At 59.0% G+C, this 14,110-nt stretch carries 11 protein-coding genes; 1 reads left to right on the top strand and 10 read right to left on the bottom strand.

What is annotated here, in order from left to right; all coding sequences use genetic code 11:
* Nucleotides 1–208: 208 nt before the first annotated feature.
* On the top strand, nucleotides 209–2,794 hold the full coding sequence (locus ACM6IQ_RS02525) for a putative mucin/carbohydrate-binding domain-containing protein (protein ID WP_414878014.1): 2,586 nt from the start codon (nucleotides 209–211) through the stop codon (nucleotides 2,792–2,794).
* A gap of 33 nt (nucleotides 2,795–2,827) precedes the next feature.
* Here ACM6IQ_RS02525 and ACM6IQ_RS02520 read toward each other — a convergent pair whose 3' ends face one another.
* The 10 genes from ACM6IQ_RS02520 to paaB all read right to left on the bottom strand — a co-directional run bounded on the left by ACM6IQ_RS02520 (nucleotide 2,828) and on the right by paaB (nucleotide 14,110).
* Complete coding sequence (locus ACM6IQ_RS02520) at nucleotides 2,828–4,420, bottom strand: DHA2 family efflux MFS transporter permease subunit (protein WP_414878013.1); 1,593 nt, start codon at nucleotides 4,418–4,420, stop codon at nucleotides 2,828–2,830.
* A complete protein-coding gene (locus tag ACM6IQ_RS02515) occupies nucleotides 4,417–5,538 on the bottom strand; it encodes an HlyD family secretion protein (RefSeq protein ID WP_414878012.1) in 1,122 nt (373 codons plus the stop codon). Before ACM6IQ_RS02515 ends, ACM6IQ_RS02520 begins: the two co-directional genes overlap by 4 nt.
* 363 nt (nucleotides 5,539–5,901) lie before the next feature.
* On the bottom strand, nucleotides 5,902–7,956 hold the full coding sequence (gene paaZ / locus ACM6IQ_RS02510; RefSeq protein WP_414878011.1) for a phenylacetic acid degradation bifunctional protein PaaZ: 2,055 nt from the start codon (nucleotides 7,954–7,956) through the stop codon (nucleotides 5,902–5,904).
* 59 nt (nucleotides 7,957–8,015) lie between these two features.
* The gene (locus ACM6IQ_RS02505; protein WP_414878010.1) at nucleotides 8,016–9,269 is read right to left on the bottom strand and encodes an OprD family porin; all 1,254 of its coding nucleotides are present in this window, start codon (nucleotides 9,267–9,269) and stop codon (nucleotides 8,016–8,018) included.
* 32 nt (nucleotides 9,270–9,301) lie between these two features.
* The gene (locus ACM6IQ_RS02500; RefSeq protein ID WP_414878009.1) at nucleotides 9,302–10,948 is read right to left on the bottom strand and encodes a cation acetate symporter; all 1,647 of its coding nucleotides are present in this window, start codon (nucleotides 10,946–10,948) and stop codon (nucleotides 9,302–9,304) included.
* Nucleotides 10,945–11,253, bottom strand: a complete 309-nt coding sequence (locus ACM6IQ_RS02495) for a DUF485 domain-containing protein (RefSeq protein ID WP_017339749.1) — start codon at nucleotides 11,251–11,253, stop codon at nucleotides 10,945–10,947. The genes ACM6IQ_RS02500 and ACM6IQ_RS02495 overlap by 4 nt, the downstream gene beginning before the upstream one ends.
* A 175-nt stretch (nucleotides 11,254–11,428) precedes the next feature.
* The gene (gene paaE, locus ACM6IQ_RS02490; RefSeq protein WP_017339748.1) at nucleotides 11,429–12,505 is read right to left on the bottom strand and encodes a 1,2-phenylacetyl-CoA epoxidase subunit PaaE; all 1,077 of its coding nucleotides are present in this window, start codon (nucleotides 12,503–12,505) and stop codon (nucleotides 11,429–11,431) included.
* Nucleotides 12,506–12,538: 33 nt separating this feature from the next.
* On the bottom strand, nucleotides 12,539–13,072 hold the full coding sequence (gene paaD, locus ACM6IQ_RS02485) for a 1,2-phenylacetyl-CoA epoxidase subunit PaaD (RefSeq protein ID WP_153649706.1): 534 nt from the start codon (nucleotides 13,070–13,072) through the stop codon (nucleotides 12,539–12,541).
* Nucleotides 13,059–13,820: a 1,2-phenylacetyl-CoA epoxidase subunit PaaC gene (gene paaC / locus ACM6IQ_RS02480; RefSeq protein WP_414878008.1), complete on the bottom strand. Its 762-nt coding sequence runs from the start codon at nucleotides 13,818–13,820 to the stop codon at nucleotides 13,059–13,061. The genes paaD and paaC overlap by 14 nt, the downstream gene beginning before the upstream one ends.
* Before the next feature lie 8 nt (nucleotides 13,821–13,828).
* Entirely contained in the window at nucleotides 13,829–14,110 is a 282-nt protein-coding gene (gene paaB, locus ACM6IQ_RS02475; RefSeq protein ID WP_007943393.1) for a 1,2-phenylacetyl-CoA epoxidase subunit PaaB, read from the bottom strand.

Raw genomic sequence — 14,110 nt, 5'->3', positions numbered from 1 at the left:
GGCGCCGCCGGTGGTTATTCCTTGCGCATCAAGGTCCACTGGCCGCGGTCAGGGTGTCGCTACAATTTGCTTTACTGGTTAATTATTTTATTCGGCCGGCTTATGTGGAAAAGATCTAGTTAGCTGTTAATTGTGACAGTTACTCAGGCTTGTCTGCCAGTTTTAGTATTCCTTCGACGTCCATTACTGCACTGTCGAAGGAATGATTATGACCCGCGTAGATTTCAAATCTCGTCTCTATGAGATTTGCTGCCTTGAAAGACCTGGCTGGTTGCTTGACTCGGGTTTAAGTAAAGGTATCTATCACGATCGATCCCCCTTGATGATAATCGTTCTGGCAGGGGGGAAGATGCGATTTCGGCAAACATTCCCGGCGTCAAACAGCGGCGTAACGTTGAACTGTTTGAACGATGACTCTAAAACTGAAGCTCATTACGAGATAACTACTGAGTGGGCGGAAGTTTATGTAAGTTACGTATCTGTCCCATTTTTTTCTACTCCATATACCGAAAAAGGAGGTGAAATCGTCAATATTGAAGTGGAGGTGCTTGGTGATTTAAAGTGTCTTCCTTTTTATAGTGTGGCGTATGATGCCGATCTTTTTTTTCAGGATTGGGATTCCCAGGAAGCCGAATACGCAGTGGTTGACTCTGCTTGCGCGAAGATTCTTATTCCAGCTAAAGATAAAGACACCTTGAAAGCATTGCATCAGGCAACCGGGTTGAAGAGTCTGGTCGATTACTATGACGGCATTTTCGAGTACTTCAATTACCTGGCGGGCCTCTCATTCAATCCGGTCGCGCTTACCGACAAAAACATACCTAATCGTTTTTTTATGAAGGCCGATAAGTCAGGACGTGGTGCGGCCTATTATGGACACGCATGGACTGCTCAATCCTCTGATTCTGTCGCGAATTTTTGGCTGAATATCAAGGGTTCCAATTGGGGAAGTATTCATGAAATAGGTCATGGGTACGAGGGGATGTTCGCGAATTATAGTACCGTCTATCTCCGGGAAGTTTGGAATAACGTTCTGGCTGCGCACTATCAGAAAAAGGTGTTGGGGGAGGATTACTATAAAGTTGGATGGTTATACGCCAGCGGTGAGGAACGTCTTTACGGGTTACTCAGGGAGCACTTTGATTCGGGTACGGTTGGCGGGGATTTGAGTGCGATTTTATTTTTCTTGTTGTTGATATTCGATCGTACTGGCGAGCAAGGTATTATCGAGTTTTACCGGCGCTATCGTCGCTTGAGTAATGGTGCCGGGTTTAAACCAGAGAATTACCTTGCGATGGATTTATTGAGTGCTGTCGCCATCGATGTGGCCAATGTCAATGTTTCCGAGTTTATGTCATTTGCAAAAGTGTCACTGACTCCGCGACAGATGATTGAGAATGCATATAGTAACGCCATACCTTTTTACCCTGTTTATCGACTTGTTCAGCAAAATCATCTCAAACCTGTTCAGGCGCAGCTGGGGCTGAGAAGTCCTCTGGACCTGGTCAGCTGTAAGCAGCTCAGCGTTACAGGGTTGACAGCTGACATGTCATTTGTTTTTGAACCTGATGTTTATAATGAACTGAATGGTAAGTCGTTTTTATTGAGCGATGGGCGGGGAGCGGCGAGGGTTGTAAAAATAGAGAATGCAACAATTTTCGTAGAAAAGTTGCCGTTGGGGCTTTATGTCGTGGAGTTGCCGTCTGCTGAAGATGGCGAATATCAGCCCGTTAGCTGTTATGTAGCAGTAACCCAAGCGGGTGGTGTATTTAACTGTGTTTACAGAAAATCTTATGCAAGTGGTTTGGCGGATCAAACCATATTCCTCGGAGGCTTGGCTGGCATTTTTTGTAAAATTGGCATAAATGTTTCGACTGGGTGCCTTTTGATGGATGTTGTTTACTCAAGACCACACGTCTATTTCAAGGAGGCTGTGTATGCCCGAGTCATAGTAAAGGATGAACAGGGGGATGTTGTTTTTTCTCGTGAAATGCAGGGCCAGTACACGGAATTGTTCTCTGTGGAAGTTCCAATTGCAATGGGGTATGTTATCGAATTATTTCATAAGGAATCCAGTCGTATGTCCGTCTCTAATAGTTCGGCATCGGCGGTGATTGAAAACATTGAAAACAATACATTGAAGATAACCAATCAGGGGCTAGTGAATATCAGTTATGGGACCGATGCGGGCGAAAATTTAAGGCTTGAAATTGATAAGAATACGGCGATTTTTGCACGGCTTCCACATCTTGCTCTGCACGATGGGCATCCGATCAAACAGGACTTTCGTCGAGCGATCAATACATTTGCGGAGCCGATTAAAAGTCAGCTGTTTGAGCGCTATCGCACGCTTGAATTCCACCCTGCACCGGTCAATCAAACAATTTCCGGTACTCGTTTTACATGGCGTCTTGAAGGACTTGGCGGGCATAGTGTAGCTGACATGGAAATGAATACCTGGGCGGGGAATATTCGTCTGGTGATGCATGCTGTTCGCCCTCATGCGTATTTCAGTTCTGTGTATATATCGATCATGTTGAAATCGCCTGAGGGAGAAATCATTCATTTTCATGAACTACGCGGGGACGTGCCGGCAGAAGCGCTCGACGTGGAGTTACCTTTTGTGCCTGGAACTAAGTTGACTGTTATGCATAGGGAGCCCGTACGCGCCCGAATTGTAAATAATCATAATCAGGAGGCAACTTCGACGGCGCAGGTGCAGCATGTTCATGTTAGCAGGCCGGATGTTCTCAGTCTGTCCAGCTACTGGCCTGCGATGGCAGACGAGTCCTGATAAAGCGTTGCTGACAGATGTAACCCACACGACTCAATGACCATCCGCACTCGGCGCGGCCGGTGGTTGCACCTTGCGCATCAAGGGCACCATCGCCGTGGCGATGACGAAGCAAGCGCCGATCATCAGGAACGCGTCGCCGTAGGTTTGCGTCTGCGCTTCGCGGTAGGTCAGCAGCCATAACTGGCGCAGGCTGGCGGTGATGCCCACGTCACCGCTCTGGCCGAGGGTGGCGAAGTTGTTGCCGACCTGGGACAGCCACTGATTCAGCGCTTCGTTGGTGCTGTTGAGGTTTTCCGCCAGGCGGGTGAAATGCAGGTTGGTCCGGTCATTGAGGATGGTTGCACACGCGGCGATGCCAATGGCGCCGCCGAGGTTGCGCATCAGGTTGAACAGTCCTGAAGCGTGTTTGAGCCGGGCCGGCGCCAGTCCACCGAGTGTCAGGGTGACTGCGGGCGGTACTGCCAGTTGCTGGGCAATCCCGCGCAGGGCTTGCGGCAACATCAATTCTTTCGCCCCCCAGTCATGGGTGATCGGGCTGAAGTCCCACATCGATAACGCAAACAACCCGAGGCCGGTCATCATGATCCAGCGCAGATCGATGCGGTTGGCCAGAAAGGCGTACAGCGGAATCGCCATGATCTGGAACACCCCGGTGGAGAAAACCGCCAGACCAATGTCCAGCGCGCCGTAGCCACGCACTCGGCCGAGAAACAGCGGCGTCAGGTAAATCGTGGCGAACAGGCCGATCCCGGTGACGAATGAGAAGAAGCAGCCGAGGGCAAAGTTGCGGTCTTTGAGGGCGCGTAAATCGACGATCGGATTGGCCACGTGCAAGGTTCGACCAATGAACGCCAGACCGGCCAGGCCACTGATCCATGCGGTGGTCAGAATCGTGCGGTCACTGAACCAGTTCCAGCGCGGGCCTTCTTCGAGGGTGTATTCAAGGCAACCAAGGAACAGCGCCAGGAACACCATGCTCAGATAGTCGGCGCCCTTGAGCAGCGACAGTTCCGGCTGATCGATCTTCACCAGCATCGGCACCGCCACCGCGACGAAAATCCCCGGCACCAGGTTGATGTAGAACAGCCAGTGCCAGGACGAAATGTCGGTGATCCAGCCGCCGATCACCGGGCCCAATGTCGGCGCCAATGACGCCACCGCACCGATGGTCGCGGCGGCGATCACCCGTTGTTTGCCAGTGAAGAAAAAGAACGCCGTGGTAAACACCAGCGGGATCATCGAGCCGCCCAGAAAACCTTGCAACGCGCGGAAGGCGATCATGCTCTGGATATTCCAGGCCGCGCCGCAGAGCAGGCTGGCCAGGGTGAAACCCACCGCGGAAGCGCAGAACAGCCAGCGTGTCGAGAACACTCGCGAGAGCCAGCCGGACAGTGGAATCACGATGATTTCTGCGATCAGGTAACTGGTCTGCACCCACGCCGTTTCGTCGGTGCCCGCCGACAGTCCGCCGCCGATATCGCGCAATGACGCGGAGACGATCTGGATATCCAGCAGCGCAATGAACATGCCGATGCACATGCTGGCGAAGGCCAACACCTTGGTTGCCGTCGCCATGCTGGCGGCGTTGAACGGTTGCGCAGGGGCGGCGAGGGCGCGGCTCATGGTGCGCGGGCCACGGCAGGGGTTTCAGGCTCCTTGCGCGTGTCCACTTCAGCAGTGACCGACAGGCCCGGACGCAGATGACCGAGCACGCCATCGGCCGGATCGAGCACGATCCGCACCGGCACCCGTTGCACGATCTTGGTGAAGTTGCCGGTGGCGTTTTCCGGAGGCAACACACTGAATTGCGAGCCACTGGCTGGCGCGAGACTGTCCAGATGACCGTGGAATACCTGACCCGAGAGCACGTCGGCATGAATGATCACCCGTTGACCCGGCGTCATGTGTGCCAGTTGGTCTTCCTTGAAGTTGGCATCGACCCACAACCCGCTCGCCGGCACCACCGACAACTGTTGCGAACCGGCCTGTGCGTACGCGCCGACCCGCGCCCGGCGGTTGCCGATCACGCCGTCGATGGGCGCGCGCAGTTCGGTGTAACCGACGTTCAACTGCGCCAGGTCACGCTCGGCGCGGGCCTGCATCAGCGCGGCACGGGCTTGTTGTTTCTGCGTGGCGATTACATTCAGTTGGCGTTGCGCGGCCAGAAGTTCGGCCTGGGCCCGGGCACTGAGTGCCTGGGCGGTCTTGAAGGTGGCGTTGGCGCGTTGGGCGCTTTCTACCGAGACAGCGTTGCTGCCGACCAGTTTTTTGTAGCGCACGTCGTCATCCCGGGAGCGGGCCGTTTCGGCGCCCGTGGCAGCAATCCCGGCACGGGCCTGGCCGATCACCGCCTGTTGCAGTTGTTCGGTGGCGTCGAGGTTGGCGAGCAAGGCTTCTTCGGCGGCGACCGCGCCTTCGGCCTTGGCCAGGTGGGCGCGGTAGTCACGGGAATCGAGGCGGATCAGCACGTCGCCGGCCTGCACTTTCTGGTTGTCGGTGACCAGCACTTCTTCGATGTAACCCGCGACCTTCGGCCCGATCACGGTCACGTCGCCGCCAATGTAGGCGTCGTCGGTTTCTTCGATGAAACGCCCGGCGGTCCACCAGTGGGCGGCGTAAAGGCCTGCAAATACCAGGGCAGCAATGGCCAGCGTCAGCAGGATCAGGCGCTTGAGCAGGGGAGGCTTGTGCGTGCTCACCGCAACAGCGACGTCGGGTTCAAGGCTGGGCATGCTGGTCATAGAGGATTACCTGTGGAAATCGGCGTTTAATTATGCTCGTAATATGACGTATGTAATATTTCGCGGCAATTTATTTTTGATACCGACCGTCAGGTACTTATTTAAGAGGAAGGGGGGCGGGCATGTCCGTGAAGAAGGCAATGAACAATAGCGCCCTGTTCAGCGACCAGAACCTCGGTCCTTTCGTGTTCCAGCGCTTGGGCTTGAGCGCGCAGTGGTTCGGTTACAGTCATTGATCGATGTACCGCGTGAAACGGGCGTTCACTGAAAGCCACTGTCGGAGCGGGCTTGCCGACGATGCGGCCTTTGGATTTGCATTGATCCTCAGGTCGTCATCGCCGGCAAGCCAGCTACAGGGTTGCGTCAATCCTCGCGCTTGACGACCAAGGTGAGGATGTCGTAACTGGCGACCAGTTCACCCAGTTGGTTGGTGACTTCCACGTCCCACGCCACCACACCCTGCGGAATGCCCTGAGGGCTCTTTTTCCCCTGATCGATTTTGCGCTTGCACGTCAGGCGCGCCTGGATCGTGTCGCCAATCCCCACCGGGTTGATGAAACGCAACGTATCCAGACCATAGTTGGCCAATACCGGCCCCGGCGCCGGCGATACGAACAGCCCGGCCGCCGCTGACAGCACAAAGTAACCATGAGCGATGCGTTTACCGAATTGCGATTCCTTGGCTGCGATCTCGTCGAAGTGCATGTAGAAATGATCGCCGGACAGGCAACCGAAGTTCACCAGATCGGCCTCGGTCACGGTACGGCGGTGGGTCAGCAGCGACTCGCCAATCTGCAAATCCTGGAAGAACCGGCGGAACGGATGCACGTCGGTTTCGATAACCTTGGCGCCACGCACGTATTCGCCGGTGACCGCAGCGAGCATGGTCGGCGAGCCTTGCACCGCGGCGCGTTGCAAGTAGTGTTTCACCGCGCGCAGGCCACCGAGCTCTTCACCGCCGCCGGCACGGCCCGGGCCGCCATGTTTGAGTTGCGGCAGGGGCGAGCCGTGGCCGGTGGATTCGGCGGCGGATTCGCGATCCAGCACCAGCAAGCGCCCGTGCCAGGCGGCCGCGACCGGGATGGCTTTGGCGGCAATCTTCGGGTCCTTGGTGATCAAGCTGGCCACCAGGCTGCCTTTGCCGCGAGCGGCCAAAACCAGTGCTTCATCCAGATCGTCATAGGCCATCAAGGTGCTGACCGGGCCGAACGCTTCGATGTCGTGGGCGCCACCCTCGGCGTGCGGATCGCGGGCCTGCAACAGGGTCGGTGCGAAGAACGCGCCCTGGTTGACGTTTTCGCCACGCGGTTCGAAACCGTCGCGGGCGCCGAACAGCATATCGCTGCTTTGCAGCAAGCTTTCCAGGCGTTCGGCGACGTCTTTTTGCTGATCGTGAGAGGCCAGCGCACCCATGCGCACGCCTTCCACCGACGGGTCGCCGACCACGACTTTCTTCAGGCGATCGCGCAAACGGCTGGCGACTGCATCGATGTGTCTGGCTGGCACAATCGCACGGCGGATGGCGGTGCATTTCTGCCCGGCCTTGGTGGTCATTTCCCGGGCGACTTCCTTGATGAACAGTTCGAATTCTTCATCGTCCGGGGTGACGTCCGGGGCGAGGATCGCGCAGTTCAGCGAGTCGGCTTCGGCGTTGAACGGCACCGAGTTGCGGATCAGGTTCGGGTTGACCCGCAGCTTGGCCGCGGTGTCGGCCGAACCGGTGAAGGTCACCACGTCCTGGCCTTGCAGGCGGTCGAGCAGATCACCGGTGCCGCCGATGATCAATTGCAGGCTGCCGGCCGGCAGCAAACCGGATTCGTCCATCAGGCGCACAACGGCTTCGGTCAGGTAGCTGGTGGCGCTGGCCGGCTTGACGATGCACGGCATGCCGGCGAGAAAACTCGGCGCGAACTTTTCCAGCATGCCCCAGATCGGGAAGTTGAAGGCATTGATGTGCACTGCCAGGCCGCCACGTGGCACCAGAATATGCGTGCCGGCGAAGGTGCCCAGTTTGCTGAGTTGCAGCGCCGGGCCTTCGTGGACGATGTTGCCCGACGGCAGTTCCCGCGAACCGAGGCTGGCGTAGGTGAACAGCGTGCTGTTGCCGCCTTCGATGTCGATCCAGCTGTCGGCGCGGGTGGCGCCGCTGTGGTGGGAGATCGCGTAAAGCTGTTCCTTGCGTTCGCTCAGGTACAAGGCCAATGCCTTGAGACGCTGGGCGCGTTGCTGGAAATCCAGCGCCATCAACCCGCTGACGCCCTGGCGCCGACCGTGCTCGATGGCTTCGGCGAAGTCCGGACGCTCTTCGTGGGTGCGTGCGATCTCGTGGCCGTCGATGGCACTGCGCAGCACCTGGGCACCGTGTTGGCCGATCCAGCGACCGGCGATGAAACTTTGCAGGGTAGGGGCGTGAGGCATCACGATTCCTCCGGGTTAAGAAAAAGTCTGGCGCAGCCGTGACCGCGCCCTTTCAGGCATTACCAAAGCGCCACGGTGTAGCCGACGATCAGCCGGTTTTCATCGAGGGCGGTGCTCAAGCCATTGCCGGAACGGAAGGTCACGTTGCGCCAGCGCAGGCTGACGTCCTTGAACGGGCCGCTCTGGATGACGTAACTGATGTCGGTGTCGCGCTCGCGTTCGCGGCCGTTGTCGACGGCACCGGCCTTGACGTGGCGGCCGTCGGTGTAGCGGGTCATGAAGGTCAGGCCGGGGATGCCTTGCGCGGCGAAGTCATAGTCGTAACGCAGCTGCCAGGAGTCTTCGTCGGCGCGGGTGTAGGTGTTGTAGGTCACCAGGTTGACCACGTACGGATCGCCGCCGTTGAGGAATGGAAAAGCACTGTCGCCGGACAACTGCTGGTACGTGGCACTGACTTTGTGGGCACCGTGGGACACGGTGAACATGCTGTTGAAATTGCGGTTGTCGATACGCCCGGCCCGCTCGGCGCCGTCGCCGCGGCTGTCGAAATAGCGCAGGTCACTGCGCAGGTTGAAACCATTGCCCAGCGGCTGGGTATGCACCAGCCCGACGAACTGCTGGCGATAAATCTGCTCAAGCTTGCCGTAGTAGTAGCTCAGGTTCAGTTGCGGACTGAACGCGTAGCTGCCGCCGGCAAAGTCGAAGTGATCGCTGCTGGCGGCGCCGTAACCGATGTCATCGTTGCTGGAGGAATCCCGCAGGTTCGCCTTGGTGAGGCGCCCGGTATTCACGGTCAGGCCGGTGATCTCCTGGCTGGTCAGCAAACCGCCCTCAAAGGTCGAGCCCAGCAGACGGGTGTCGTTGTAGGTCACCACCGGCAGCAAGGGTTGCAGGGTGCCGAGCTTCAACACGCTCTTGGATACCCGCAGCTTGCCGGTGAGCCCCAGTTCGCTGAACTCGTCCGCCGGTTCATGGCTGTTCGGGCCGAAGGGCAGCAGACCGGTGCCCCGGCGATCCGGGCTGGAGTCGAGTTTCAACCCCAGTTCCCCCAGCGCGTCGAGACCGAAGCCGAAGGTGCCATCGGTGAACCCGGACTCGATGCGCGCGGTGAACCCTTGCGCCCATTCTTCAGCCTTGGATTGAGGCGCGTTGTCCTGACGGAAATCGCGATTGATGTAGTGGTTGCGCATTTCAATACGGGCCTTGCTGTCGTCGATGAAGTCGGCCATGGCGCTGGGGGCGACCATGGGCAGACTCAATGCGGCGGCCAGTGAAAACAGTGATTCGTAAGGTGTAGAACGTGCGGGCTTCATTGTTTTTATTCCCTGCCATCAGTCGGTCGTTGTTAGTGCTTGCTGGCGCCGGAAGCACCGATGCCGGTCATCGAACGGATGAACTGCGCCAGGTAACGGCCGCGCTCAAGGGCCGCTCGCGGCGAGGTGTCGGTGACCGAAAACAGCCAGGCACTGAAGAACGCCAGGCTCATGGAAAACAGTGCCGGGTTGGAGTAGGGGAACAGCGCCTTGTCGTGATGCAGCACGTTGACCCATACCGCCGGGCTCAGCACCAACAGGACAATCGCCGAGATCAGCCCCGTCAGGCTGCCGGTGACCGCGCCGCGAGTGGTCAGGCCTTTCCAGTACATCGAAAGGAACAGCACCGGAAAATTCACCGACGCCGCGATGGCGAGCACCAGGCCGGAGAGGAAGGCAATGTTCTGCGACTCGAACAGCAAGCCGAGGATGATCGCCAGCACGCCGATGCACAGCGTGGCGATTCGCGAGACGCGAATTTCCTGCTGCTCGGTAGCCTGCCCTTTGCGCATCACACAGGCGTACAAATCGTGGGACACCGCCGAGGCGCCGGACAACGCCAGACCGGCGACCACCGCCAGAATGGTGGCGAAGGCAACTGCCGAGATGAAGCCGAGAAACAGGTTGCCACCCACGGCTTGCGCCAGATGCACAGCGATCATGTTGCCGCCGCCGATAATCGCGCCGTTGGCATCGCGGAACGCTGGATCGGTGCCGACCATCACGATGGCGCCGAAGCCGACAATGATCAGCAGCAGGTAGAAGTAGCCGATAAAGCCGGTGGCGTAGAACACGCTTTTACGCGCTTCCTTGGCATCACTGACGGTGAAGAAACGCATCAGGATATGCGGCAGGCCGGCCGTGCCGAACATCATGCCCAGCCCCAGCGAGATCGCATCGATCGGGTTCGACAGCAAACCGCCCGGGGCCATGATCGCGTTGCCCTTGGCATGGACGGCGGTGGCGCCGGCGAACATCGCCTCGGTGCTGAAACCGAAATGCTTGAGCACCATGAACGCCATGAACGTGGTGCCGAACAGCAGCATCACGGCCTTGATGATCTGCACCCAGGTGGTGGCGAGCATGCCGCCGAAGGTCACGTAGAACACCATCAACACACCGACCAGCATCACCGCGTAGAGGTAGTCGATGCCGAACAGCAACTCGATCAGTTTGCCGGCGCCGACCATCTGCGCCACCAGGTACATCAACGCGACGGTCAGCGTGCCGAACGCCGAGGTCAAGCGCACCGGGGTTTGTTCGAGGCGATAGGACACTACGTCGGCGAAGGTGTATTTGCCGAGGTTGCGCAGGCGTTCGGCGATCAGAAACAGAATGATCGGCCAGCCCGCCAACACGCCCAATGCGTAGAGCAAGCCGTCGTAGCCATTGAGAAACATCATCGCCGAGATGCCGAGGAAGGACGCCGCGGAAATCATGTCGCCGGCAATCGCCAGACCGTTCTGGAAACCGGTCATGCCGCCGCCCGCGGTGTAGAAATCGCTGGCTGAGCGGGTGCGCAACGCAGCCCAGCGGGTGACGCCAAGGGTAAACAGCACAAACACCAGGAACATGCCGATGGCGTTCCAGTTCAGCGGGCGGGACGCGCCGTCGGCGGCTGCCGCAAAGTCAGCAATGAAAGCCAGAGGCAGTAGGAACAACGCGAGAAGACGGCTCATCGGGCGCACTCCTGTTTCAGTTTTTCGTTGAGTGGGTCAATGACGTTGTTGGCGCGATAGACGTAGAAGCCGGTCAACGCGAAGGCCAGCACCACAATGACCACGCCGACCAGCATGCCCACGGAGGTCACGCCACCGCTCAGGGATTGGCCGAGGGTGGCGGGGGAAAACGCCACCAGCAGGACGAAGCCGAAATAGATCACCAGCATGATCAGCGACAGCGACCAGTAGAGGTTCTGTTTGCGGCGGACCAACTGGATGAAGTCGGGGTGTTGGCGGATGAGTTCTACGTCTTTGGGTGTCATGGCGCGCTCTCGGTTGTTGTTTTTGTTGTGGGGTGAAACGGTGTATTCCGGTCGATCACTGGCCCCCTGTGGGAGCGAGCCTGCTCGCGATAGCGGTGGGTCAGCCTCCATTGATGCTGGATGGACTGCCTTCATCGCGAGCAGGCTCGCTCCCACAGGTGTTTTGCGTTGCGTCTTAGAGCTGATCGAAATCCAGGACGACTTTGTCGCTGACCGGAAAGGCCTGGCACGACAGCACATAACCGGCAGCCACTTCGTAATCTTCCAGGGCGTGGTTGCTGTCCATTTCCACTTCGCCTTCGATGACCTTGCATTTGCAGGTCGAGCACACGCCGGCCTTGCACGAGTAGGGCAGTTCGGCGCCTTGGGCGTTGCCGGCGTCGAGGATGCTCTGGGTGTTGCGCGGCAGATCGAAGGCGAGGGCGCGGCCGTCGCTGATGACGGTGATCTGGCTGACCGCGGCATCCACCTGCCGTGCGGCTTCCCGCGCTTCGCGTTTTTGCTGGCTGCCGGCGGCGGCAAACAGTTCGAAGTGGATACGCTCAGCCGGCATGCCGTTGGCTTTCAGGCTGTCGCGTACGGTTTCGGTCATTTCCTGCGGGCCGCAGATGAACGCCGCGTCGAGGGCTTTGACATCGAGCCAGCGAGTGAACAGTTGCTCGCATTTCTCGGCGTTGATCCGGCCGTTGTACAGGTCGACATCCTGCTGTTCGCGGCTGAAGACGAAGATCAGGTTCAGGCGCTGCAAGTAGCGGTTTTTCAGGTCTTCGAGCTGTTCGCGAAACAGCGCGCCGGAACTTGAACGGTTGCCATACAGCAGCGTGACGCGGCTGTGCGGTTCGGTTTGCAGGGTGGTCTTGATGATCGACAGGATCGGCGTGATGCCGCTGCCTGCTGCAACCGCGAGGTAGTTGCCATGGCGAGCCGGATCGAGCTCGACATGAAAATGCCCGGCCGGCGGCATCACTTCCAGACTGTGTCCGGCCTTCAGTTGTTCGTTGGCAAACGCTGAAAAACGCCCGCCCGCGACGCGCTTGATGGCGATGCGCAATTCACCGTCGTTGACGCCGGTGCAGATCGAATACGAACGACGCACTTCTTCGCCGTCCATTTGCGTACGCATCACCAGGTGCTGGCCCTGGGTGAAGTGAAAGCTGTCTTGCAGGTGCTGCGGAATCTCGAAGGCGATGGACACCGCGTCACGGGTCTCGGCGCGAACGTCCTTGATGGTCAGGCTGTGAAATTTACTCATTATTGTTCTCCAGCTGGGACGGCCGATCGCCGCTCAGATGCACTTGAAATAGTCGAACGGTTCCCGGCAATCGACGCAGCGGTACAACGCCTTGCACGCGGTGGAGCCGAACTCGCTGAGCACTTCGGTGTGCGCGCTGCCGCATTGCGGGCAGACGATCACCGGGCTTTCGCCGAGCAGGCTGCGCTTGCTGGTGCTGCCGTCGGGCGGTGCAATGCCGTAGGCACGCAGGCGTTCGCGGCCGCTGTCGGTGATCCAGTCGGTGGTCCAGGCCGGGGTCAATTTGCGTTCCAGCTGCGGCGCCCGAAAACCGGCGAGCTCCAGCGCATCGCGGATATCGCTTTCGATCACTTCGGTGGCGGGGCAGCCGGAGTAGGTCGGTGTGACCACCACATGCAGATGCCCGGCTTGCCAGTCGAGATCGCGCACGATGCCCAGGTCTACGACGCTGACCACCGGCACTTCCGGGTCCATGACTTGCGCCAGAGTCGCCCACGCGGCGGCCAGGTCGGTCGGTTGTGCCGGCCGGGCGCCGAGGTCGCTGGCGATCAGCTCACCAGGTCGCATCGGGGTACGCTCGTGGCAGGAATTGCATCTCGGCCAACAGAATGCCCAGGTGTTCGGTGTGCAGGCCCTTGCGTGCATTCAGATAGAAATAGTTCGGCGCGGCCGGCACGGGCAGGGTGGCGCTGGCGAAAATCTCGTTGACCTTGGCTTGCCAGGCCGCGGCGACCTGGGCGGCGTCCGGGGTAATGCCGGCTGCGTGCAAACGCTGTTCGCTGCCATCGGCACTGGTCAGTTCAACGGTGAAGCGCCAAACCTCAGGGATCGCCGCGAGCATGCGTTGGTGGCTCTCCTCGGTGCCGTCGCCCAGACGCTCGACCCACTCGCCGGACCGGCGCAGGTGATAGGTCACTTCCTTCACCGCTTTGGCGGCGATCCCGGCGATACGCTCGTCGCTGGATTGGCTCAGGCCGCTGAGCACTTGCAGGTGCCAGGCGTCATACAGGAACTGCTTGAGGATAGTCACCGCGTAATCGCCGTTGGGTTGTTCCACCAGCAGCAGATTGCGATAGGCGCGCTCATCGCGGCGGAATGCCAGGTGATCGGCATCGCGGCCGTCGTCCAGCAGTTCGGCGGCGTATTCGAGCCAGTTGCGTGCCTGGCCGACGAGGTCGAGGCCGACATTCATCAGCGCCAGTTCTTCTTCAAGCGCCGGGGCCTTGCCGCACCATTGGCACAGGCGCTGGCCCTGGATCAGGGCGCTGTCGCCGAGGCGCAACAGGTATTCGATCAGATCAGTCTTGGTGTTCATGGTCGACCTCACATGTGCCCGACTTCGGCCGGCAGCTCGTAGAAGCTGGCGTGGCGGTAGACCTTGTCGTCCGAGGGGTCGAACAGCGGGTCTTTTTCATCCGGCGATGAGGCGGTGATCAGCGCCGATGGCACCACCCACAGGCTCACGCCTTCGCTGCGACGGGTGTACAACTCGCGCGCGTTTTCGATGGCCATGGTGGTGTCGGCGGCGTGCACGCTGCCCACATGCTTGTGGTTGAGGCCGTGCTTGCTGCGCACGAAGACTTCGAAAAGGGTCCATTCGGACAT

The sequence above is a fragment of the Pseudomonas sp. IT-P100 genome, assembly GCF_949767185.1.
Classification (GTDB): domain Bacteria; phylum Pseudomonadota; class Gammaproteobacteria; order Pseudomonadales; family Pseudomonadaceae; genus Aquipseudomonas; species Aquipseudomonas fluorescens_B.
Note: the sequence above shows the minus strand (reverse complement) of the source record. Positions and strands in the feature narration are given on the sequence as shown.

Bases quoted from the DNA above. Each gene is read 5' to 3' on its own strand.
- ACM6IQ_RS02515 (WP_414878012.1), bottom strand. From the start codon at position 5,538: ATGACCAGCATGCCCAGCCTTGAACCCGACGTCGCTGTTGCGGTGAGC.
- ACM6IQ_RS02505 (WP_414878010.1), bottom strand. From the start codon at position 9,269: ATGAAGCCCGCACGTTCTACACCTTACGAATCACTGTTTTCACTGGCC.
- ACM6IQ_RS02525 (WP_414878014.1), top strand. From the start codon at position 209: ATGACCCGCGTAGATTTCAAATCTCGTCTCTATGAGATTTGCTGCCTT.
- ACM6IQ_RS02520 (WP_414878013.1), bottom strand. From the start codon at position 4,420: ATGAGCCGCGCCCTCGCCGCCCCTGCGCAACCGTTCAACGCCGCCAGC.
- paaC (WP_414878008.1), bottom strand. From the start codon at position 13,820: ATGAACACCAAGACTGATCTGATCGAATACCTGTTGCGCCTCGGCGAC.
- paaD (WP_153649706.1), bottom strand. From the start codon at position 13,072: ATGCGACCTGGTGAGCTGATCGCCAGCGACCTCGGCGCCCGGCCGGCA.
- ACM6IQ_RS02495 (WP_017339749.1), bottom strand. From the start codon at position 11,253: ATGACACCCAAAGACGTAGAACTCATCCGCCAACACCCCGACTTCATC.
- paaB (WP_007943393.1), bottom strand. From the start codon at position 14,110: ATGTCCGAATGGACCCTTTTCGAAGTCTTCGTGCGCAGCAAGCACGGC.
- paaZ (WP_414878011.1), bottom strand. From the start codon at position 7,956: ATGCCTCACGCCCCTACCCTGCAAAGTTTCATCGCCGGTCGCTGGATC.
- paaE (WP_017339748.1), bottom strand. From the start codon at position 12,505: ATGAGTAAATTTCACAGCCTGACCATCAAGGACGTTCGCGCCGAGACC.
- ACM6IQ_RS02500 (WP_414878009.1), bottom strand. From the start codon at position 10,948: ATGAGCCGTCTTCTCGCGTTGTTCCTACTGCCTCTGGCTTTCATTGCT.